Below are 22,517 nucleotides of genomic sequence, written 5' to 3' on the forward strand. Positions count from 1 at the left end.
TGTGAAATGCGTCGGGATCAGAACTTGTAGATGAATGCAAGCCCAAACGTCGTCTGGCTGTTTTTGGTCCATTTGCCGTCTGAATCCTGAAACTGCTGTGCTTCTCCTGCACCGCTCAACTTAGGATATGCGTCCAGGCGGAATTCAGGTTTAACAAGGATGTGTCCGTCTGCCAGGTTGATGTTACCGGTCAGGGTAACAGAATTTACCTTCGTGCCTGCACCTGCGGGGGTAAGCAAGCCACGTACGCCATTATCATTGTTGAAGTACTCGTAACGTGCGCCGATTCCAAAATTGTCGGTGATCGCGGTGTTGGCATATACTGCAACACCACCCCATGACTCCGTCTTGACTGGACCACCCATACCCTGATAATCACCTTTTTGAGATCCGTACGCGGCGTTCAGGCCCAACAGGAATTTTTCAGTAATCTGGAAGCTTGTGGTAAGGTCAAACACCTGGTAGAAACCATCCAGCTGCTTACCTGTCACTGAATCGGGATTCGCTTCGTTGCTTCCGATATAGTTCAGGTAAACATTCCAGTTTTCAACCGGTTTGAAATACAACTGGCTGATGATCCCTTTGGCTCGGTTGTTATCACCCAGGCCATCCACATTGTTTACCACACCCACCATCAGAGAAGCTTTGTCAGAAAATGCGTAAGTGGCTTTCAATCCTGCATGGTAGAACGGGCCATTGTTGAACAGGTTAGAGAGTGAGTAGTTAAAGTTGGCCGGCGCGTCGATCACTTCATAACCGATATGTGTTCCGAACTGTCCGGCAGTCATAGAGAACTTGTCCGTGAATTTGTATGTAAAGTATGCCTGCTTAATCGCTAGCGCGGTGCTGAACAATGCGTTTCCATAATTACCCATGTTGGCGTTCGGACCGAAAGTCAGATCCACCACTGCCTCCGACTTGCTGTTGGTGTAAGCCACCTTAGCCTGTACAAGGCCCAGAGAGAACTGACCCGATTTCTGGTCGAACACGCGTGCATTAGTGGCACCCATGTTAGAGCGGGAAGTTGGTTTGTTGAAATTAGCCATGTAATAGGAGTCCAGGTAACCCGAGAATGCGAATGCTCCCTTGGCCTCCTCCTCGTCCTTGGCTTCTGTCACCACTGCCGTATCTGCCTTCACCGCCTTTTTCTCTTCTTCCGACTTCGCAAAACCCAAAAAAGGAACCATCAAAGATAATACTGTGCAATAGACTTTTTTCATAATTATATTCTGTTTAAGTTAATATTACTCTCCGGCTGCATTACTGGATCAAATATTGTACTTAAATTATATTTATCAAATAATATACGTGAAATTTATATCAAAAAATCCAATTTTCTGATTTTTGTCATGTTTTTTATAGTTTTTTAAACACAAAATTGGCAAAAATGACATTTTAATCAAAAAATTAATATTCTGTATATTCAGTTCAAAACGAAATTTTCTTCAAAACAATTGATTGGAATTAATAAGAAATTTTATTATTATAATGACATTTTTAGTGCCAGTAGGGCACAAAAAAAGCCTGCTAATCAGCAGGCTTCGGTTTCTTATAGGGTCAGCAGGTTTTTATTCACCATGCATCCATGCTTTTTTGGCAAGCAAAGTTTCTTCTTCTTCCTCATTGTCCGGATCCGGTACGCAGCAATCTACCGGACATACCGCAGCACATTGAGGCTCTTCATGAAAACCCACACACTCGGTACATTTATCTGTAACTATATAATAAAATTCGTCAGAGACCGGGGACTGCTTTTCTTTGCCGCTTACCACAGTACCGTCGCCAAAGTCTACCTCATCCAAACTCGTTCCATCTCCCCAAGTCCATTCTACACCTCCCTCATAAATTGCGGTATTCGGGCATTCTGGCTCACACGCCCCACAATTTATGCATTCATCGGTTATCATTATAGCCATAGTCGCCGGATTGTTTATATTTGTTGCTATTCTTCTGTTTAGAGTAACAAATATAACTATTTATAGTTTCCCAACAATCAGAAAAATAAAAACGGCACTTACAGTTAAACTTTTTAGAGTCACAGTAGAATGATATCAAGAATTCGGAGGATAAATGCATTCGCCAGATTGGGCCAGTTCATCCATGAAAAACAGAACGAATCGGTCTTAGAAGAATGGATTGAGGGGGCGAAAAGTAAAAATAACTGGTTTATCCCCGCCAATGTCTCCCGTTCGCTGCATGCAATCGCGACCCGGTACCTCGACGCTGGCGAGCTCCAAAAATGGACTAAAAAGTACCCCGAACCCGTGAATCCGCAGAAAGTAGGCGTAGTAATGGCAGGGAACATCCCTGCCGTAGGTTTCCACGACGCGCTATGCGTGCTGATCAGCGGCCACATCTTGATGGCTAAACCCAGCTCCGACGACCAGGTTCTGGTCCGTGCCATGCTGGATAAACTCATAGAAATTGAACCGGAGTTCGCTGATTCGATCCATTTTGTGGAGCGCCTAAACGATTCCGACGCATATATTGCCACCGGCAGCGACAATACGGCCCGTTACTTCCATTACTATTTTGCCAAGAAACCACATATTATCCGTAAGAACCGTACGTCGGTAGCCATACTGACAGGTCGTGAAACTACCGGGGAACTGAGGGCGCTGGGAAGCGATATATTGCAATACTTTGGCCTGGGCTGCCGCAATGTGTCCAAACTGCTGGTTCCGGCTGGATATGATTTTACCAAGTTTTATGAAGCCATCGAGGATATGGCGCCGGATTACATCAATCACCACAAGTATTTTAACAATTACGAATACAACAAGTCGATATTCCTGGTGAACCGGGTCCCGCATTTTGACAATAACTTCCTGCTCATTACTGAAAGCCAGACCCTGGTGTCGGCGATCAGCGTACTTCATTACGAAACTTACAACTCCCTGGAAGATGCGCAACAGATACTGGCAGAATCGAAGGAAAAAATTCAGTGCATTATAGGCGACCAATCGACCGGCATTGCGGGTGTCATTCCTTTCGGCGTAGCCCAGCTGCCAGCCCTGGACGATTATGCCGATTCCATCGATACGATGGCATTTCTTTCGGAGATAGGTTAGCCCTTCCCTGCCCTTCCTGATATCCATTCGAGGAAATCCGGAAGGGCTTTCGCCCAGGTCTCCGGATTATGCATCCCCTCCTTCACCTCCACATACCGGATATCAGTTCCCCATTTATACCCTTTCCTTTCCAGTTCGGCAATACATTCGAGTGTATCCTGTATCGAATCGATCACCCCATCGCCGTCCCGGTCATCGTATTCGTCCCAGGTGCCGCATTGAAACCAGTATTTCACGGGAGAGACCTTTTTCGTTTCGCGGATCTGCCTGTGCATAATGCGGTCGGTTTCCGAATAACCTTCGTCCAGCGCCTTCTGGCGCCACCAGAGAGAGCCCGAGAAAACGCCTGTGTTCGAAAATAGCTCTGGATGATTCCAGACCACGTCCAGCGCCATCAGGCCACCCAGCGAACAACCTGCATAGGTAATCCCGCTCGCTCTCGTATAGTAATGCGCAGTCAGATGCGGGATCAGCTCACGCACCACAAAAGAAGTGGTCGCACCGGCCCTGGTGCCCCTGCCCGCATAGTCGGACTGGCGGGCGATCCCATACTCGTATATGCGCGCGTCATTCGCGTGGATACCCGCGATCACACACGGAGCTATCTTTCCTGCCGACAACATTGCCGCTGCCGTCTCGGCCATTTGCAACTCCTCGAAATCCTGCCCGTCGTTGAAAAGCACCAGCGGATAACGCTCTGAGGCACTAAATGCCTGCGGAAGCAGAATCGTAACCGTTACGTCCCGCCCGAGATAAATGGAGGACAAGGCGATGTTGACAGGTATTATTTTTTGAGAAGAAACGGCTGAATTCACTGCAAATGGACGACTATGGATGAAAATAAAACCCGAAAGTTAATAATTTGCTTCCTATGATTTGTTTTGTATATTTCATTTATCAACTATAAAAACATCTTTGTTTGGAAGAGAAGCATATTAAATACTATTCTCATCATCTCGACAAAGACGTGGAGATGCTTGTGTACGGCGACTGGGGCTACCCCATCCTGCTCTTCCCGACGACGCTGGGCCGATATTACCAGGCTAAGGACATGGGTCTGATCGAATCCGTACGATGGCTCGTCGAATCCGGCAGGTACAAAATATATTGTGTGGACACGATCGATGCCGACTCGTGGTATGGAAAGCACCTCAATCCGGAGTACCGGGTCGCCAACCACGTTCAATACGACAAGTTCCTCAAAAACGAGCTGGTACCTTATATCAAGAATGAATGTAATGTCGGCAAAATTGGCGTTGCGGGTTGCAGTTTCGGCGGCTTTCACGCGGCTAATTTCGCTTTTCGACACCCCGACCAGGTCGCTTACCTGATCAGCATGAGCGGCGCATTCGATATCCGTAGTTTTCTGGATGGATATTATGACGACCTGGTTTACTTCAATAACCCGATCGATTTTATGCCCAATGAACAAGGCTGGCGCTTCGGCCACATGAAAATCGTGCTCGGCACTTCCGACTGGGATATCTGCCTGGACAGCAATGTGCGGATGTCCGGCATCCTCAGCGCCAACGGTATCGAACACTGGCTCGACGTCCGTGGATGGGAAAAGCACGATTGGCCGCTCTGGAATAAAATGTTCCCCGACTACCTGTCGCGGATCGTCTTGTAACAACCAAAAACACAACTCAAAACCTTTATATGAAAAAGATTGGAATCCTGTTTGGAATGGAAAACACCTTCCCGAACGCGTTTATCGAACGAATCAACAGTAAAAATGAAGAAGGCATCATTGCGGAAGCCGTTACCATTGATAAAGTAATTCAGGCAGCACCTACCGAATACGCGGTGATCATCGACCGTATTTCGCAGGACGTGCCTTTTTACCGCTCCTATTTAAAGAATGCCGCCCTTTCGGGCACAGCGGTGATCAACAATCCGTTCTGGTGGAGCGCCGACGAAAAATTCTTTAACAATGCATTAGCCGAAAGAATAGGCGTACCTGTGCCGAAAACGGTTTTGCTGCCCTCCAAACAGCGCCCTGAGAATACCTCAGAAACTTCGTTCCGGAATCTCGCATTTCCGATGGCCTGGGAAGAAATATTTCAATATGTAGGATTTCCGGCTTACATGAAACCGCATGACGGAGGCGGCTGGAAGAGCGTCTATCGCGTGGTAAACCCGCAGGATATGTGGATTAAACATGAGGAAACCGGCCAGCTGGTGATGATGTTGCAGGAAGAAATCGTATTCGACGACTATGTGCGCTGCTACTGCATTGGCCAGAAAGAAGTACTGATTATGCCCTACGAGCCCCGCAACCCGCACCATTTGCGCTACGCAGCCGACCTGAAAGCGCAGGACGAGGAACGCGAAAAACTGTTGGAAACCATTAGGGATTACACATTGAAGCTTAATATCGCATTAGGCTACGACTTCAATACCGTGGAATTTGCTGTGCGGGATGGCATTCCTTATGCGATCGACTTCTGCAATCCGGCTCCGGATGCCGACATTTACTCGGTGGGCCGCGATAATTTTGAGTGGGTAGTAGAAGCCGCAGCCAATATGGCGATCGAACGTGCCCGGAAACAGGTTCCCGGACAGATTAACCTGACCTGGGGTACATTCATTAACCAGGCTGTGAACAGCGTTCCGGCACCGGCAGCACCTAAAATTGAAGCCCCAGCGCCCGCAAAATCAGTCGAACCTGCCAGCGCCAAAACACCCGCCCCGGCAAAACCCACCAAGGCCATTGCGCCGAAACCGGCTAAAGTTGCTGAGACGACGCCTTCGGCCACAGAAGTCAAGGTAAAAGCGGTTGTTCCTAAAAAGACCTCCAAACCGGTAGAAGCGAAGGCTAAAACGGAAAAAGTCGCCGAACCGGAACCAAAAGTGCCCACTACCAAAGCGGCAGTCACCAAGGCACCCGCCAAAAATTCCAAATTGAAAAAATCCTGACAAACTAAAATTCAGCCGCTTTGCATTATGGCAACATTCACTCTGGGCATTGAAGAAGAATTTCAGACCATCGACCCGGTTACGCGGAACCTCCGGTCACATATGTCAAAGCTGGTTGAGGATGGGAAAATAACATTGAAAGAACGCGTCAAGGCGGAAATGCATCAGGCAGTGGTGGAGGTGGGTACAAATATCTGTCACAACATCCGGGAAGCGCGGGAGGAGGTTACCTATCTGCGTAAGATGATCCTGGACCTGGCCGACAAGCAAAACCTGCAGGTGGCAGCCGCCGGGACGCACCCGTTTGCGGATTGGGTCGACCAGCTCATTACCCCTGATCCCCGCTACGACCAGATTATCGATGAGATGCGGGATGTTGCCCGAGGTAACCTGATTTTCGGGCTGCACGTCCATGTCGGGATCGAAACCCGGAACGAAGGCATCCAGATCCTGAATGCCGTTCGTTATTTCCTGCCGCATATCTACGCGTTGTCGACGAACTCGCCATTCTGGTGCGGAAGGAACACGGGTTTTAAGTCTTACCGGTCCAAGGTTTTCGACAAATTCCCCCGAACCGGTATACCCGATTTCTTTTCGAGCGCAGCAGAATACGATGAATATATCGACCTGCTCATCAAAACGAATTGTATCGACAACGGTAAAAAAATCTGGTGGGACATCCGCTTACACCCTTTTTTCAACACCATCGAGTTCCGCATGTGTGATGTGCCTATGCGCACAGACGAGACCATCTGCCTGGCGGCGATCATGCAGGCGCTTGTCGCGAAGATCCATAAACTCCACAGCCAGAATCTGAGCTTCCGCCCCTACCGCCGAATGCTCATCAATGAAAACAAATGGCGTGCAGCACGGTACGGGATCAGCAGCAAGCTTATAGACTTCGGGAAACAGGAAGAAGTGGAGTATAAAATACTCATCCACGAGTTGCTCGAATTTATCGATGACGTAGTGGACGAGCTCGACAGCCGCAAGGAAGTCGAATACATCCACCAGATTCTTGAAATGGGCACGGGAGCAGACCGTCAGCTAGCTGTATTCGAACAAACCGGGAGCCTTAACGACGTTGTAGATTATATCGTTTCAGAGACCCGAATCGGGCTTGATTAAGAATAAAATCAATCATTTAGGTTCAAACCCGAACTATTCACCGCGATGTTTGTTTCAAATAGGTTACCCGATTCTATAACTAACGGCTGATTTGCTGACACGATCAGCCACCGATAAGATGACCACTAATCACAAACATTTCCGGATCGCGATCCTGGATATGTACAACGGACACCCCAATGAAGGAATGCGATGTATCAAGAAGATCATCAACGCATTCGGAGAGCAGGAAGCTGTGCCCGTCGAATTCATCGTTTTTGATGTAAGACAAAAGGCCGAAGTACCAGGCATGGACTTCGATGCCTATATCTCCACGGGTGGGCCGGGCAATCCGTCCCCAGCGGGCGAAGCGTGGGAAAAGAAGTTTTTTGGCTTTCTGGACAAAATACTGACTTACAATGCTAACCGGCGTAACCGCATCAAAAAGCATTTGTTTCTCATTTGCCATTCATTCCAGATGGCCTGTATTCACTGGCAGCTGGCCGCTGTGAGCAAGAGAAGAAAGACATCCTTCGGGACGTTCCCGGTGCATAAAACCTCTGCCGGTCGGAAAGACGCATTATTGGCTGCATTGAGCGATCCATTCTGGATTGTCGATTCGCGTGACTTCCAGGTTACCCAGGCCAACCAGTTCGCATTCGATAGTATGGGCGCGAAATTGCTGTGCCTGGAAAAGATCCGGCCGCACGTCCCACTGGAGCGGGCGGTCATGGCGATCCGTTTTGCGCCCGAAATTGTTGGAACCCAATTCCACCCGGAAGCCGACGCCGAGGGAATGCTCCGCTATTTCTTAAATGAGGATAAAAAAGAGGCCATCGTCAAGGCGCACGGCGAAGCCAAATACAACGACATGATCGAACATTTGAATGACCCGGATAAGATTTCGATGACGGAATCTGCCGTCATCCCAACCTTTTTGAAAAACGCATTTCAAAAGACATTCCAGCCAGCCTATGCATAAGCAAGCCCGGGAAACGTTCAATAACTCTTTTACAGAGAAAGGATACGAAGCATTCGTATCGTCGCTGCAATCGGCGTTTCCCGGTCAGCTGGATTTCAGGGTCGCCGAAACACCCATTTTTGTACCCAAAGAACTCACAGAGAAGATCATACGCGCGTCAGATGAGATCATTGAGACGTTGCTATCTCCGGATTTCCTTGAAAATACAAACCGCGCTGTCCCCTCAAACCAAAACGTGCCCGGCGAAAATGGGCATACTTCCTTCCTCGCTATCGACTATGCCGTGTGCCGCAATGCCGACGGTGAACTGGAACCACAATTGATCGAATTGCAGGGATTTCCTTCCATATTCGGCTATCAGGCATTTCTGTCTGAATCATTCAGGAAGTTCTTTGATGTAAAAGAGAACTTTACTTACCTGTTCAATGCCGAATCCGAAGACGCCTATGTATCAAAGCTTAGGACTTTGATCCTGGGTGACGAACAACCCGAAAATGTCATACTACTCGAAATTTTTCCTGAAAAGCAAAAAACGCGGATCGATTTTGCCGTCACCGAACGGATGCTCGGCATCAAGGCGGTCTGCTACACGAAATTAATCCGGGAAGGGCGGTCGTTGTTCTACGAAAATGAGGGCCGGAAAGTAAGGGTCAAACGCATTTACAACCGCCTCATCTTCGACGACCTCTTCAGTTATCCCGGTCTGCAGACCAGCTACCACTTCACCGACGACGTTGATGTACACTGGGTAGGTCACCCCAACTGGTTTTTCAGGATCAGCAAATTCGCTATGCCGTTCCTGAATAGTGAATTTGTACCGGAAACACATTTTCTTAGCCACTATGAGGGAGAATTTCCCGCAGACCTGGAAAATTATGTTTTGAAACCCCTTTTCTCGTTTGCAGGCGCAGGAGTGCAATTACATCTCGATAAGCAGGCTCTGGAAGCCATTCTTGACCCGGAAAATTATATCTTGCAGCGAAAAGTGGCATACGAGCCCGTGATCCAGGCACCGGACGGTCTTGTCAAATGCGAAATACGAATGATGTACGGCTGGCCCGATCATGCATCCCGGCCCGAATTACTGATCAGTCTGAGCCGGTTGAGCCGGGGCGAAATGATCGGGGTAAGATACAATAAGGATTTTACCTGGGTTGGCGGCAGCGCCAGTTTTTTTGAACATTAAACATCCGGCCACTTTTTTAAAGTATTAAACTTTTAAAAAGTATCCAACATTTCCGAATGCATATTTCACATCGCCAGCATTTTTTTGACCACCTGGCGCAAACTTCCGATTTTCCGCTTGCCCTTGAAATTGAAAAGGCTGAGGGCGTTTACATGTATTCACCCGATGGGAAATCCTATATGGACCTCATTTCCGGCATCGGTGTCAGCAATGTCGGGCACCGGCATCCCCGGGTACTGGAAGCCATTCATGCGCAGCTGGACAAGCACATGCACCTGCTCGTTTACGGGGAGTATGTACAGAGCAGCCAGATTCAGCTCGCCAAAGCCCTGACAGATACCTTACATGTTGCCACGCCTCATCCGTCTGCCTTCGGGTTGATCGATAACGTCTATTTTACGAACTCGGGTACTGAGGCGGTGGAAGGCGCCATGAAACTGGCCAAACGCTTTACCAAGAGAAAGGAACTCATTTCCTGCTATAATGCTTACCATGGCGCCACACAGGGTGCGCTGAGCCTGGCAGGCGCCGAGTTTTTCAAAAGAAACTTCAGGCCGCTGTTACCGGGTGTAAAACACATCCGGCATGGCAACCTGCCTGATCTGGAAAGTATCTCGGAGCAGACCGCCGCAGTCATTATCGAAGTCATTGGTGGGGAGTCGGGTGTACGCGTTCCCACGCATGAATATATGCATGCATTGCGCGCGCGCTGCACAGCGACCGGCACCTTGCTGATCCTCGATGAAATCCAGACCGGGTTTGGCAGGACGGGGAGTTTCTGGGCGTTTGAACAGTACGGCATTTACCCGGACATTTTACTCAGCGCCAAAGGAATGGGTGGCGGAATGCCCATCGGTGCATTCATGGCCTCCCGCGAGATCATGAAAGTATTGAAAACCAACCCAATACTGGGGCATATCACGACTTTCGGAGGGCATCCGGTCAGTTGCGCTGCGTCGCTGGCGGCGTTGCGTGTTATCATCGACGAAAACCTCTCCACAGCTGCGGTCGATAAAGGCGAGCTGTTCAAATCATTATTAATTCATCCCAAAATCAAGGAAATCCGCGGAAAAGGCCTTATGCTTGCGGCAGAAATGGAATCTTTTGAAAAACTGAAAGAAACCATCGATCGATGCATAGAACAGGGTGTAGTCACCGACTGGTTTCTGTTTTGCGACAACTCCATGCGGATTGCTCCGCCACTTACCATCACCGAAGAGCAGATCAGGGAAGCCTGCTCGATCATTCTCGACGTCCTGAATTCTTAAATATATGAACTACTCCATTCAAAATGACCACCTGAAAATTGCTGTTCAGGAAACCGGTGCCGAGTTGTGCCAGATACAATCGACCGTAACCGGCAAGGAGTTTATGTGGAATGCCGATCCGGCGGTATGGGCCAGCTACGCACCTGTACTTTTTCCGGTGATCGGTGCGATCAAAAATGGGTTTGTCAAATACAATGGCGGTGAATATGCTGTGCCGCGTCACGGAATGGTGCGGAACAACCCCCATGTAAAACTGACCAATCAAACCACCGACAGTCTTACATTTACATTAAAATACAGCGAAGAAACGCTCGCGATATATCCTTTTGAATTCGAATTCACGATCACTTACAAACTGGAAGGAAACAGGGTAATCGTCGATCACAAAGTAATTAACCACGGAGACAAGCAAATGCTCTTCTCACTTGGCGGGCATCCTGCCTTCAAATGCCCATTACACGACGACGAGGTGTATGAAGATTACTATCTGGAATTCGAGGCTGTCGAAAACGATTCCACCTGGCTGCTCGAAAAAAACGGACTGGTTGGAAGTACGACCAAACCGGTTTTGGAACACACCAACATCCTGCATCTGAACGCTCATTTGTTCGACAATGATGCTTTGATTTTCAAACATTTAATTTCAAAACAAGTAAGCCTGAGAAGCACTAAATCCGGGCAAGTCATCACCGTGCATTACCCGGACTTTCCCTATCTCGGTATCTGGGCCAAACCAGGCGGCCACTTTGTTTGTATCGAGCCTTGGCTGGGTATCGCCGACAACGCCGATTCGGACCAGAATTTTGAAACAAAGGAAGGGATTTTGAAATTGGAAGCCCGGGGTACTTTCGGGGCAAGTTTTAGTATTGAGATCAATGAATAGCCTCTCGCCAGAGCGCTCAAAACTCGTTGACTTTATAACAAAAGCCTATCCAATGCCCGTGAAAATGGCATCGGACATTTCGGAAAAATTTTACCAGATCCATTTCAGCAAAGGTGATTTTTTGCTAAAAGAAGGCTCGATTTCGAACGAATACGTTTTTCTGACGGAGGGTTATATGCGGTCGTTCGCCCTGGCCCCGACGGTAAGGATATCACAACGGGCTTTCACGGGCCACAGCAGGTCGTATTTGAAATATCCTCCTTTTTCCACCGGATACCCTCGCGCGAGAACATACAGGCGCTTACGCCCTGCGTAGGCATTGCGATCACATACGCGACGCTCAACGAGTTGTTTCACGCGTTACCCGAGTTCCGCGAATTCGGCAGGAGCATTCTGGTCCGGGGATTCTCACATTTGAAATCCCGTATGCTATCGACCATCACGGAAACCGCGGAAACCCGCTACCTGCAACTACTTCAAACCAGCCCGGATATTTTCCAACATGCACCGTTGCGTGCGATTGCGTCCTACCTCGGCATTACTGATACCTCGCTCAGCCGGATCAGGAAGGAAATTTCGGGAAAGTAGGATGATGAGCGTTGCTGGTTGTTCTTTGTCAGGTTTGGGCATTGATTGTTGGGAGAAGTCAGTGTCACAGGTGATCTGCATTAATTGTCATTTGGCAAGATTTTTCGGGAGACGATTGGTTTTATTTACCCAGAAAATCAATCAATTACAATGGATATCAATCCGTTATTCCTTCCGACATTCTTTATTGTCATCGCAATCGCCACATGGATTTTGCTTTACCGGGCCACAAACGCTGCGTGGTTCCTGTGGCTTTTAGCATTGGTCTGGCTGCCGCTACAAATAATCCTGAGCGCGAATGGATTTTACCTCGACACGACCAGTATGCCGCCACATTTTGCACTGGCTATCTTGCCACCCGTACTTTTCATCGCCTATCTGGCAGTTTTCCAACGCAAAAGACTGGTCGACGGCAATTCATTGAAATACCTCACATTACTCCACACGGTCCGAATCGCAGTGGAGCTTGCATTGTTTTACCTTTTTGAAATGGGGAAAATTCCGCGGCTGATGACATTCGAAGGCAGTAATCCGGATATTATTTCGGGTATTACCGCGCCGATGGTTTGGCTGGCATATGGCAGGGGCATGATCGGTAACAGGGGATTGCTGATCTGGAATGTCGCCTGCCTGGGTTTGCTATTCAACATCGTCGTTCGGGCGATCCTTTCAGCCCCTACCCCATTCCAGCAATTTGCATTCGATCAGCCGAATGTGGCCGTTCTTAAAGCCCCGTTTGTGCTGCTGCCGTCATTCATTGTTCCTGCGGTATTGTTTGCGCATGTTGCGGCAATTATGAAAATAGAAAGGTCGAGGCTTTTTTAGGTGGACTATACCCCGTAAACAAAACTGATAACAGACGCTAAGCACCCACAGCTGTTGCCAAGAGCACGTAGAAAAAATTTTTCTCTAAGAGAAAATTGCTTAGACCGATCTGAGATCACGAGATTACTTTGTCTGTTCGGGGAGAGAGACTTTAAGAAAAAAGCCCCGTCACCGGGGCTTTAAACTCTTTCACAAATCACAACGATTATCAAACGGTCGCTTCGATCTGAGCATTCAATTTATCTTCCAGGGTTGTTTTGGGAACAACGCCTACTACTTTATCTACCAGTTGGCCTCCTTTGAAAATCATCAGAGTAGGGATACTGCGGATACCGAATTTAGCAGGTACCGACGAATTCATATCCACGTCCATTTTACCAATAACAGCTTTGCCATCGTACTCACCAGCCAGTTGTTCAACAACGGGTCCGATCATTTTACAAGGCCCGCACCATTCGGCCCAAAAATCTACAAGTACTGGCTTATCCCCTTTGATGAGCTCATCAAAAGTGCTATCGGTAATTTCAAGTGCTTTTCCCATGTTTTAAGTGTCTAATTGTTATTTATCAATCTGCGTTAATAAGGAATATTAATAACTAAAAGTTCCTCACCAAAATCAATACAAATCAGTTTAATGAGAAATTTACACCATGAAACCCCCTGAGCACCTTAAACAGCTCACTACTAGGTGCTACGCGGTAACCGCGGGACAACATTTCTACCTCAATATGCGTCTCAGGGTCCTTCACCGTCATACTTACCTGGCATCCGCCGGGGTAAGTTCCGAAGGTATCATTAAGGACCTGAATGAACTGTGCGTCGATCTGATCCAGCGTAAGGTTGATTTTGATCTTTCTGCACATCTTTTCCATGATTTCCGGCAGCAATTGTATCTGCGAGATCTTGAACTCAAACTGGTCTTCCTGCTTCCAGCGGTTCTGCACCTTCCCTTTGATGTACAGGAACTGCCCCACCTGCAGGTAGTTTTTAAAACGAATATAGTCCTCGCCACCGATCAGCATTTCCATGGCACCCTGATAATCTTCTATTTTAAAGATCATGAAGAGGCTACCATTTTTGGACATCCTCTCCTGTGCGCTCGTAACGATACCGGCTACGTTGATATCTTTGCCGAAATACCGCGGCGCACGCTCGCCTTCATGGATTTCCATTACTTTTTCAAGCGTGCAGTTGCAAAAATTGTCCAGCTCCGCGCGGAAAGTATCCAGCGGGTGTCCGGAAATGTAAAAGCCTACCACTTCCTGTTCGTAACGTAGTTTGGCTAGGTCGTCCCATTCTCCGACATCCGCCGGCTTGGGTTTTGCCAGCGTGGAGCCACCGTCGCCCAACATCCCGAACAGGGACGCCTGCGCCGAAGACTTCTCCGCATGGTAGTTATTCGCATACCGGATCAGTTTCTCGATAAATGTGCCGGTTTCGCCCTGCTCCACCGCAAAGTACTGCGCGCGATGATAATCCGTGAAGCAATCGAACGCACCCGCATAAGCAAGGCTTTCCAATGTCTTTTTATTGACCGTCCGGAGATTGACGCGAGTCATAAAATCGAATACATCCTTAAACGGACCATTCGCAGTCCTTTCTTCGATGATCGACTCTACGGCGGCGTCACCACTTCCCTTCACACCAGCAAGCCCGAAACGAATTTCCTTCTTTTTGTTCACCCCAAACTGCCGCTCCGATTCATTGATATCGGGACCCAGAACAGTGATACCGAGATTTTTACATTCTTCCATGAAGAACGTGATCTTGTCGATGCTGCCCAGGGAGCTCGTCAATACCGCCGCCATATACTCCGACTGATAGTGCGCTTTCAGGTAGGCCGTCTGGTAAGCAACAAAAGCGTAACAGGTGGAATGGGATTTGTTAAATGCATAAGATGCAAAAGCTTCCCAGTCCGTCCAGATCTTTTCCAGCTTTTTTGCGTCCAGCCCCCTTTCCGCCCCGCCTTTCATGAAGTCGCCTTTCATCTTGTTCAGCGTCTCGATCTGCTTCTTACCCATCGCCTTCCGCAATGTATCCGCCTGACCTTTCGTAAAGCCGGCTAACTTCTGCGACAAAAGCATCACCTGCTCCTGATACACGGTAATTCCGTAAGTATCAGCCAGGTATTCTTCTAATTCGGGTAAATCGTACGTGATCTCTTCCTGGCCGTTTTTCCTGCGGATAAAGTTCGGGATATAGGCTATCGGACCAGGCCGATAGAGGGCATTCATGGCGATAAGGTGCTCGAAACGATCAGGGATCAGGTCGCGCATGTGCTTCTTCATCCCATCGGATTCGAACTGAAAAATCGCATTGGTTTCTCCCCGCTGGAATAATTCAAAAACCTTGGGATCGTCCAGCGGCACGTCATCGATCACAATGTCGATATCATAGTTATTTTTGATCATCCGCAGCGCCTCCTTGATGATCGTAAGGTTTCGCAGACCCAAAAAGTCCATCTTGATCACACCTGCGTCCTCGATGATCTTCCCCTGATATTGTGTGATCAGGAAGTCCGAATCTTTGGACGTACTGACAGGGATGATCTCGGTGAGGTCGCTGGGAGCGATGATAATCCCTGCCGCATGTATTCCCGTGTTACGCACAGTGCCCTCCAATCGCCTTGCCTCCTGTAAAACACTCGCTTGCAAGTCGTTACCCAATGCTATGGCGCGCATTTTCTTCACATTATCCAATTCCTCAGGAGCAATGCCTTCCTTTTTCATCAAACTCCCCTCCCCTTCCAGCGGCGCGGTGAAGATCCGGTTGAGCGTCATGTTGTAGGTTGGCTTATCGGGCACCAGCTTGGCCAGTGCATTCGCATCGGGTAAGGGCAAGTCCATCACGCGCGCCACATCCTTGATCGCCGATTTGGCGGCCATCGTGCCGTAAGTCACGATCTGTGCAACCTGATTGTAACCATATTTTTTAACCACATAATCGATCACCCGCTGACGGCCCTCGTCGTCGAAGTCCGTATCGATATCGGGCAGTGAGATCCGGTCCGGGTTCAGGAAACGCTCAAACAGCAGGTCATACTTGATGGGATCGATATTGGTGATCCCCGTGCAATACGCCACCACGGACCCAGCTGCCGAGCCACGGCCCGGCCCGATAAAAACACCCATTTTGCGACCTGCATCGATAAAATCCGCCACGATAAGGAAGTAGCCCGGAAAGCCCATATTCCGGATCGTGTTCAACTCAAAATTCAAGCGATCTTCAACTTCCTGGGTAATCGTGCCATATTTAAACTTTGCTCCTTCGAAAGTCAGGTGTTTGAGATACTCCCATTGATTGAGCACGTCGGCGGTAAGCTCCTTTTTACCCACCATCTCAGATAATGTATGTGTTTTAAACTCGTCCGGGATCGGAAAGTTCGGGAGCAGGATGTCTTTCCGAAGATCCAGCGTTTTAATCTTGTCGACAATCTCATTGGTATTGTCCAGCGACTCGGGCAGGTCGTTGAACAGTTGCAGCATTTCACTGGTATTCTTGAAATAAAACTGATCGTTGTAGAATGCGAAACGCGAGCCTTTCGGAATGCCCTTATCGTCGTCAAAATCCTTGGCAGAGGGCGTACTTTGCTTATCCCCGGTGTTGATACACAACAGGATATCGTGCGCATTCCAGTCCTCTCTGTCCACATAATGTGAGTCATTGGAACAGATAACCTTCACATTGTATTTCCGCGCAAATTTGAGCAGTACTTCGTTAACAATATACTGGTCGCGAATGTCGTGCCGCTGCAATTCGACATAAAAATCATCGCCAAAAAGGTCGAGCCACCACCTGAATTCTTTCTCTGCTGCCTCTTCCCCTTGTCGGATAATGGTTTTGGGGACCATCGCACCAATGCAGCAGGTCGTAGCGATCAGCCCCTGGTGGTACTTGACGATCAGCTCCTTATCGATCCTGGGATACTTCCCGTACATGCCCTCGATGAATCCCAGCGAGCACATTTTCACGAGGTTCTTGTACCCGACCTCGTCCTTGGCGAGTAAGAGCTGGTGAAAACGGACATCCTTTTTATCCTTGGTAAACTGACGCACATGCCTGTCTTCGACAACATAAAACTCGCAGCCGACAATAGGCTTGATCCCCTGCTTGTTGCCTTCCGCCACAAATTCGAACACACCAAACATATTGCCGTGATCGGTGATGGCCACGGCGGGCATCTTATCTTCCTTGGCCTTTTTAAAGAGTTTCTTGATGTCCGCGGCACCGTCGAGCAGCGAAAACTGAGTGTGGCAGTGTAAATGGGAAAATTGCATATAATATGTTTTGGAGCGATGCGTCTTGCCTATTTTTGAATTTCTCTCAGGAAATAATTAAAGTTCCTCAGCCTCTTCATACAATACATAATTCATATAATCGGTAAAAGGTTTAAGCAATTGGACCCCTTTCACGATATCATTTCCAAAGTCCTTTGAAGCCACCTCTTTATCCGTATAACGGTGCATGAAGAAAAGCTGCTTACGTTTCAGCAGCTCAATTTCCGGATGGTCTTTGGGATAACCCTTCGGCGTTGTTTTCAAAGACTCACCATGTATTTCAGGATAATAGCTCCGAAACTCATCCTCTTCGATGATATTTTTCAATTCAGCCGCATTGTAATCGATTTCCTGCCGGAAACGCGCCAGCTGCTCGGTGGTCACATCCCACATGCCTCCACCAAGAAACGACTGGTCACCCGGCTGTATCTGCAAATAATAGTCGATTTTCCCGGAGCTCTTTCCACCCGGCCCGATTCCCGCAGCCAGATTATTTTTATATGGGGCCTTGTTTTTCGAAAAACGGATATCGCGGTTAATGCGGAGCAGACAGTCCTTCACTTGCACATTCCCCAGGTCCTGAAACTTGCCAACCTCGGTGATCAGGTAGCCAACCAGCTTTTCCATGTCTGCCTTGGCTGCGTCGTACAATTTCCTGTTTGCCTGAAACCAGTCCCTGTTGTTATTTTCTGCTAATTGACTGAGAAAGTGAAGTGTTTTAGAATCCATGACTCGTTGGTGAAGGTATAAAATTCAAATTTACTACGTTTTCTGATTCAATTTAACGAATTTTGGGATTAAGAAATGGCTGATGCTTGCCCAAAACTGCTAACCCGCTGAGAGCTATGAAGGTCCGGTTTTGGGCATATGAGAAGGGTGAGAAAGCTGCCGTCCCGATTCCGATGAAAGAATGCCGGGACAAGCAGACCCAACTTAAGAAAGGAGCTTTTCGTAAAACCAGCCCTTAAACCGGATCCCGGCACACCGCTTGGAGGCAACGTCTTCAAAATTCGATGGTAAGTAAAGAGCAAGGGAGAAGTGGGCGCATAAGAGTTATAACGTATTATTTCTGAAGAAGGGAAATTATACCTGCTTACCATTTACGACAAATCAGAATAAAGAAGCATTGCCCCGAAGCAGATTCGAATGCTGATCGAAACAATTTTTAACTAATTTCTATATATCCCGGACTAATTTCCGGCACTTTTCTAAAATGGCCAGAATCCTGACAGGCATTCAAAGTAGCGGACGACCACACCTGGGCAACATCCTGGGAGCCATCAAACCCGCCATTGAACTCTCTAAAAATCCACAAAACGAATCATTCTTTTTTATCGCGGACCTGCACTCGCTTACCACCCTGAAAAATGGGCCGGAACGCGGCGAATATGTGAAAGCTATTGCGGCAACATGGCTCGCATTCGGGTTCGATTACAAAAAAAACGTCTTCTGGCGCCAGTCACGGGTGCAGGAGCACACCGAGCTCGCATGGTATCTCAACTGCTTTACGCCATTCCCAATGCTGGCGAATGCGACCTCTTTCAAAGATAAATCAGAAAAACTGGCGGATGTCAATGCAGGCCTTTTCACTTATCCCGTGTTGCAGGCTGCCGATATTCTGCTCTACAATGCCCACATCATCCCCGTTGGTAAAGACCAGAAGCAGCACCTGGAAATGAGCAAGGATATTGCCAACCGGTTCAACATACTGGCCGGAGAGGAAATCCTCGTGCTGCCTGAGCCACAGATCGATGAGCGCATTATGACTATTCCGGGTCTGGACGGCCAGAAAATGAGCAAGTCTTATCACAACTACATCGATATCTTCCTGCCCGAAAATGAATTGAAGAAGATCACTAAAAAGATCCTTTCAGATTCAAAAGCGCTGGAAGAGCCAAAGGATCCCGCTACCGACATTACTTTTCAGCTTTACAGCCTGGTAGCATCGGCGCCAGATGTGGAAACCATGCGTCAGCACTACCTGAACGGCGGCTATGGCTACGGACATGCCAAACAGGCGCTCTTCGAATGCTTTATGGAAGTATTCGCTGAACCACGCCGAATCTTCAATTATTATATGGAAAACAATGATGAACTCGAAGGCATTCTGGTGGAAGGTGAAGCCAAAGCCCGTGAAATAGCTCAGGAGACCATTCAAAAAGTAAGGAAAGTCCTCGGGTTCAGTTCATGACGCAGGCCATAGACACGTTGATCCATTCCGACCAGGAGCTGTTTTTATGGCTCAATGGCATGCATACGCCCTGGCTGGACACGGTAATGTACTGGGTTACATACAAATTCACCTGGATTCCGCTGTATGTTTTCCTTATTGCACTGACGATCCGCACAGAAGGTAAAAAGGGCGCGTTCATGATCATCGCGGTGATCCTGGCCGTTGTGGTAGCAGACAAAATCACTTCCGGATTGATGAAACCCTATTTCCTGAGGTTCCGGCCCTGCCATGAACCGGCGTTGCAGGGTTTGGTACACGTGGTAACGGATTGCGGCGGCTCGTATGGATTTGCTTCCTCCCATGCTTCCACCAGCTTTTCATTGGCCATGGTGTGGTTCAGCCTCCTGCGGCCAAAAGTCCCTCATATGGCTTTTGTATTCGGATGGGCGATTGTTTACGCATACAGCCGGGTGTATGTAGGTGTGCATTATCCGCTCGATATTCTGGTCGGAGCACTGGTCGGATTGCTCACCGGATACTGCTTCGTTCAGCTTTATTATATTTTTTTAAAAAGATATTATCTTAATTGACTGATTTTATTTAATTTTGCGCAAATTTTAGTTTGGCCATGGGTTCATTCAATACAGTAAAAATATTCTCGGGGAGTCAGTCCGAATATTTGGCCAAAGACATTGCCAGGTATTATGGTAAGGAACTGGGAGGCTACACGTTGCGGAAATTCAGCGATGGTGAATTGTCCCCAAGTTTCGAGGAGTCGATCAGAGGTTGTGATGTTTTTCTCATTCAATCTACCATGCCTCCTGCCGATAACCTGATGGAGTTGCTGCTCATGGTGGATGCAGCTCGTCGTGCTTCGGCGCATTATGTGACGGTAGTAATCCCCTATTTCGGCTACGCGAGACAAGACAGAAAAGACAAACCGCGGGTGGCCATCGCTGCGAAAGTTGTTGCAAACCTGCTTACATCCGTCGGTGTGGATCGTCTGATGACCATAGATTTACATGCCGGACAAATCCAGGGCTTTTTTGACCTGCCGGTTGACCACCTGGAAGGAACGTCGATTTTTGTTCCTTATATCAAATCCCTGAACCTTAAAAACCTGCTGATCGCGTCCCCGGACGTGGGAGGAGCTGCACGGGCAAGGAATTTTGCTAAGTTCCTGAATGCGGATATGATCCTGTGCGACAAGCATAGAAAAAGAGCCAACGAGATTGCCAGCATGCAGGTGATCGGTGAAGTGGAGGGAATGGACGTAGTACTGGTAGATGACCTGATCGACACCGGAGGTACGCTTTGCAAGGCAGCGGAGATCATCATGGAAAAGGGGGCCAGCTCTGTAAGGGCGATCAGCACCCACGCGATCATGTCGGGTAAGGCGCATGAAAATATTGCCAATTCTGTGTTGGAGGAATTAATTGTTACAGATACAATCCCTCTTAAGCAACATAATGAAAAAATCCGCGTACTGTCAGTTGCAGAAATTTTTGCAAAGGCAATAGGTCGGATCCGCGATCATGAATCTATTAGTTCATTGTTTATAAATTATCAGTAAATTTTTTATTTTTTAACTTTCTTATAAAAATTCTTATGAAAAAGCATGAGATTGTAGGGTTTAAAAGAGCGAATCTCGGCAAGACGGAAGCCCAGGAACTACGTTCACAAGGTTATGTTCCGTCTGTGCTGTACGGTGGCAGTGAGCAGGTACATTTTTATGCACCGTCCATGTTGTTCCGTGAGCTGCTTTTCACACCGGATATTTATAACGTAACCCTGAATATCGAGGGTACTTTGTATAATGCGATTCTTCAGGAAAAGCAATTCCACCCTGTTAATGATGCGCTGATCCACGCGGATTTTCTTGAAATCATTGCAGGAAAGGAAATTAAAGTTGAAGTTCCTGTTAAATTGACAGGTACATCCACCGGAGTAATGAAAGGTGGTAAAATGAACCAAAAATTGCGTAAATTGCGCGTACAAGGTCTTGCGGATAACATCCCTGACTATGTAAATGTTGATGTAACTGAACTGGATTTAGGAAAATCTGTTAAAGTTGGTGCACTGAAAGCTGAAAATTTTGTTATATTGACAGCGGCAAGCAATCCGATCGCCTCAGTTGAGATTCCACGTGCGCTTCGCGGTACACTTGGTAAATAAGTATTTTATTTTTCATGGCTAATAGATGCAAACGTGCCGACCATTGGTCGGCATATTTGTTTATAGCCAGTTCCGGATTTGTTCTACCAGTACTTCGTTGATCCGCACATAACTTTCATGCGTCCAGCCACCGATATGAGGCGTCAGCACGACGCGATCCGAATTGATCAGATAATCGAACGTTACCTGCTGCCCGGCACTTAATTTCCCGATCTTTTCATTTTCCAGCACGTCCAGGCAGGCACCTCTAATCTTGCCGCTTTCAATTGCCTCTGCTACCGCTTGCAGCTTCACCACTTCCCCTCTTGATAAATTCAGCAGGTAAAAAGGTTTGGCAAAATCGCTGATAAACTGCTCATTCACCAGGTATCGGGTGACATCTGTCAAAGGAATATGCAGGCTCAGGATATCGGCCTCACGCATAATCTCTTCGATCGAAGATTCCATTGCAAATGCGTCGCCGTAATTGTCACGGTACCTGTCATACGCAAGTACTTTACAGCCAAAACCACTCAGTCTTTTCGCAGTAGCTGTTCCGTTATTCCCATAACCAATCAGCCCAACGGTTTTTCCCATCAGCTCCACGCCCCGGTTCCCCTCCCGGTCCCAGACCCCGCTGCGTACTTCACGATCCGCTTTCAGGATATTGTTAAACAAAGCCAGCAACATACCCAAGGCGTGTTCCGCCACCGCATCCCGGTTTCCTGTTCCGGCATGAAAAACCTGAATGTTTAATTCGCCGGCCACATCCAGGTCGATCAGATCGAGACCGGCGCCTGCCCTGGCTATGAAACGTAGCCTGGATGCATTCGCAAGCATCTCCCGGTCGAGGAAAGTCTTGCTCCGGATCATGAGTCCGTCATATTCGGGTAATGCATTTTGGATATCTGCTCTTTTGTACTCGGGATGATAGTCGTAGTCCCATTTTTGCGTGTCCAGCATTTCAAATAGTGAGTGATGCATGGAGTCTGCGATCAGGATTTTCATAGTAGCACGGGATTTTTTGTAACTTGCCGGTCGAACCGTGCGGCAAAAGTAATACAGATTTGCGCAGGGAGAACAC

The 22,517-nt window shown here is 48.0% G+C and carries 22 protein-coding genes; 14 read left to right on the forward strand and 8 right to left on the reverse strand.

The window, feature by feature from the left end:
* Window positions 1-17: 17 nt before the first annotated feature.
* Both BP71_RS19040 and BP71_RS19045 read right to left on the reverse strand, forming a co-directional pair.
* Window positions 18-1,220, reverse strand: coding sequence for a porin (locus BP71_RS19040; RefSeq protein WP_496382072.1), 1,203 nt, complete (start codon window positions 1,218-1,220; stop codon window positions 18-20).
* A 348-nt stretch (window positions 1,221-1,568) separates the two neighbouring features.
* The gene (locus BP71_RS19045; protein WP_496382074.1) at window positions 1,569-1,916 is read right to left on the reverse strand and encodes a 4Fe-4S binding protein; all 348 of its coding nucleotides are present in this window, start codon (window positions 1,914-1,916) and stop codon (window positions 1,569-1,571) included.
* Window positions 1,917-2,045: 129 nt separating this feature from the next.
* Here BP71_RS19045 and BP71_RS19050 point away from each other — a divergent pair, with 129 nt between their 5' ends.
* The gene (locus BP71_RS19050; protein ID WP_496382076.1) at window positions 2,046-3,071 is read left to right on the forward strand and encodes an acyl-CoA reductase; all 1,026 of its coding nucleotides are present in this window, start codon (window positions 2,046-2,048) and stop codon (window positions 3,069-3,071) included.
* Here the strand turns inward: BP71_RS19050 and BP71_RS19055 are convergent.
* On the reverse strand, window positions 3,068-3,838 hold the full coding sequence (locus BP71_RS19055) for an alpha/beta hydrolase (RefSeq protein WP_496382078.1): 771 nt from the start codon (window positions 3,836-3,838) through the stop codon (window positions 3,068-3,070). The two genes, BP71_RS19050 and BP71_RS19055, sit on opposite strands and share 4 nt — an antisense overlap.
* A 152-nt stretch (window positions 3,839-3,990) precedes the next feature.
* On the opposite strand from BP71_RS19055, the gene BP71_RS19060 reads away from it, so the two are divergent.
* From BP71_RS19060 to BP71_RS19090, 7 genes are all read left to right on the forward strand, one after another.
* Entirely contained in the window at window positions 3,991-4,701 is a 711-nt protein-coding gene (locus tag BP71_RS19060) for an esterase family protein (RefSeq protein ID WP_496382080.1), read from the forward strand.
* A gap of 29 nt (window positions 4,702-4,730) precedes the next feature.
* Entirely contained in the window at window positions 4,731-5,990 is a 1,260-nt protein-coding gene (locus BP71_RS19065; protein WP_496382082.1) for an ATP-grasp domain-containing protein, read from the forward strand.
* A 27-nt stretch (window positions 5,991-6,017) separates the two neighbouring features.
* The gene (locus BP71_RS19070) at window positions 6,018-7,118 is read left to right on the forward strand and encodes a carboxylate-amine ligase (RefSeq protein WP_496382084.1); all 1,101 of its coding nucleotides are present in this window, start codon (window positions 6,018-6,020) and stop codon (window positions 7,116-7,118) included.
* A gap of 118 nt (window positions 7,119-7,236) precedes the next feature.
* Window positions 7,237-8,079, forward strand: a complete 843-nt coding sequence (locus BP71_RS19075) for a type 1 glutamine amidotransferase (protein WP_496382086.1) — start codon at window positions 7,237-7,239, stop codon at window positions 8,077-8,079.
* Window positions 8,072-9,265, forward strand: coding sequence for a hypothetical protein (locus tag BP71_RS19080; RefSeq protein WP_496382088.1), 1,194 nt, complete (start codon window positions 8,072-8,074; stop codon window positions 9,263-9,265). Before BP71_RS19075 ends, BP71_RS19080 begins: the two co-directional genes overlap by 8 nt.
* A 56-nt stretch (window positions 9,266-9,321) precedes the next feature.
* Window positions 9,322-10,533 (forward strand): aspartate aminotransferase family protein, encoded by a 1,212-nt coding sequence (locus tag BP71_RS19085; protein WP_496382090.1) that lies wholly within the window; start codon window positions 9,322-9,324, stop codon window positions 10,531-10,533.
* Between the two features lie 4 nt (window positions 10,534-10,537).
* Entirely contained in the window at window positions 10,538-11,416 is an 879-nt protein-coding gene (locus BP71_RS19090) for an aldose 1-epimerase family protein (protein WP_496382092.1), read from the forward strand.
* A 171-nt stretch (window positions 11,417-11,587) separates the two neighbouring features.
* Here the strand turns inward: BP71_RS19090 and BP71_RS19095 are convergent, their stop codons facing one another.
* Window positions 11,588-11,773 (reverse strand): hypothetical protein, encoded by a 186-nt coding sequence (locus BP71_RS19095; protein WP_496382094.1) that lies wholly within the window; start codon window positions 11,771-11,773, stop codon window positions 11,588-11,590.
* A gap of 69 nt (window positions 11,774-11,842) precedes the next feature.
* Between BP71_RS19095 and BP71_RS19100 the strand changes: the two genes are divergently transcribed.
* Window positions 11,843-12,004, forward strand: a complete 162-nt coding sequence (locus BP71_RS19100) for a hypothetical protein (RefSeq protein ID WP_496382096.1) — start codon at window positions 11,843-11,845, stop codon at window positions 12,002-12,004.
* A gap of 150 nt (window positions 12,005-12,154) precedes the next feature.
* Window positions 12,155-12,829, forward strand: coding sequence for a DUF8737 domain-containing protein (locus tag BP71_RS19105; protein WP_496382098.1), 675 nt, complete (start codon window positions 12,155-12,157; stop codon window positions 12,827-12,829).
* A 208-nt stretch (window positions 12,830-13,037) separates the two neighbouring features.
* Here BP71_RS19105 and trxA read toward each other — a convergent pair whose 3' ends face one another.
* The 3 genes from trxA to BP71_RS19120 form a co-directional block, all read right to left on the reverse strand.
* On the reverse strand, window positions 13,038-13,370 hold the full coding sequence (gene trxA, locus BP71_RS19110; protein ID WP_295922486.1) for a thioredoxin: 333 nt from the start codon (window positions 13,368-13,370) through the stop codon (window positions 13,038-13,040).
* Window positions 13,371-13,455: 85 nt separating this feature from the next.
* Window positions 13,456-17,106: a DNA polymerase III subunit alpha gene (dnaE, locus tag BP71_RS19115; RefSeq protein ID WP_496382101.1), complete on the reverse strand. Its 3,651-nt coding sequence runs from the start codon at window positions 17,104-17,106 to the stop codon at window positions 13,456-13,458.
* Window positions 17,107-17,163: 57 nt separating this feature from the next.
* On the reverse strand, window positions 17,164-17,835 hold the full coding sequence (locus BP71_RS19120) for a DUF2461 domain-containing protein (protein ID WP_496382103.1): 672 nt from the start codon (window positions 17,833-17,835) through the stop codon (window positions 17,164-17,166).
* Between the two features lie 484 nt (window positions 17,836-18,319).
* On the opposite strand from BP71_RS19120, the gene trpS reads away from it, so the two are divergent.
* Genes trpS through BP71_RS19140 form a run of 4 tightly spaced genes read left to right on the forward strand, consistent with a single transcriptional unit; the run spans window position 18,320 to window position 21,454 of the window.
* Window positions 18,320-19,297 carry a tryptophan--tRNA ligase gene (gene trpS / locus BP71_RS19125; RefSeq protein WP_496382105.1) on the forward strand — a complete coding sequence of 326 codons (978 nt, stop codon included), beginning with the start codon at window positions 18,320-18,322 and terminating at the stop codon, window positions 19,295-19,297.
* Complete coding sequence (locus BP71_RS19130) at window positions 19,294-19,869, forward strand: phosphatase PAP2 family protein (protein ID WP_496382107.1); 576 nt, start codon at window positions 19,294-19,296, stop codon at window positions 19,867-19,869. Before trpS ends, BP71_RS19130 begins: the two co-directional genes overlap by 4 nt.
* A 38-nt stretch (window positions 19,870-19,907) precedes the next feature.
* Window positions 19,908-20,852, forward strand: a complete 945-nt coding sequence (locus BP71_RS19135; RefSeq protein ID WP_496382109.1) for a ribose-phosphate pyrophosphokinase — start codon at window positions 19,908-19,910, stop codon at window positions 20,850-20,852.
* A gap of 35 nt (window positions 20,853-20,887) precedes the next feature.
* On the forward strand, window positions 20,888-21,454 hold the full coding sequence (locus tag BP71_RS19140; protein WP_496382111.1) for a 50S ribosomal protein L25/general stress protein Ctc: 567 nt from the start codon (window positions 20,888-20,890) through the stop codon (window positions 21,452-21,454).
* A gap of 60 nt (window positions 21,455-21,514) precedes the next feature.
* Here the strand turns inward: BP71_RS19140 and BP71_RS19145 are convergent, their stop codons facing one another.
* The gene (locus tag BP71_RS19145) at window positions 21,515-22,441 is read right to left on the reverse strand and encodes a 2-hydroxyacid dehydrogenase (protein WP_496382113.1); all 927 of its coding nucleotides are present in this window, start codon (window positions 22,439-22,441) and stop codon (window positions 21,515-21,517) included.
* Window positions 22,442-22,517 lie beyond the last annotated feature (76 nt).

The sequence above is a fragment of the Dyadobacter ginsengisoli DSM 21015 genome (assembly GCF_059568735.1).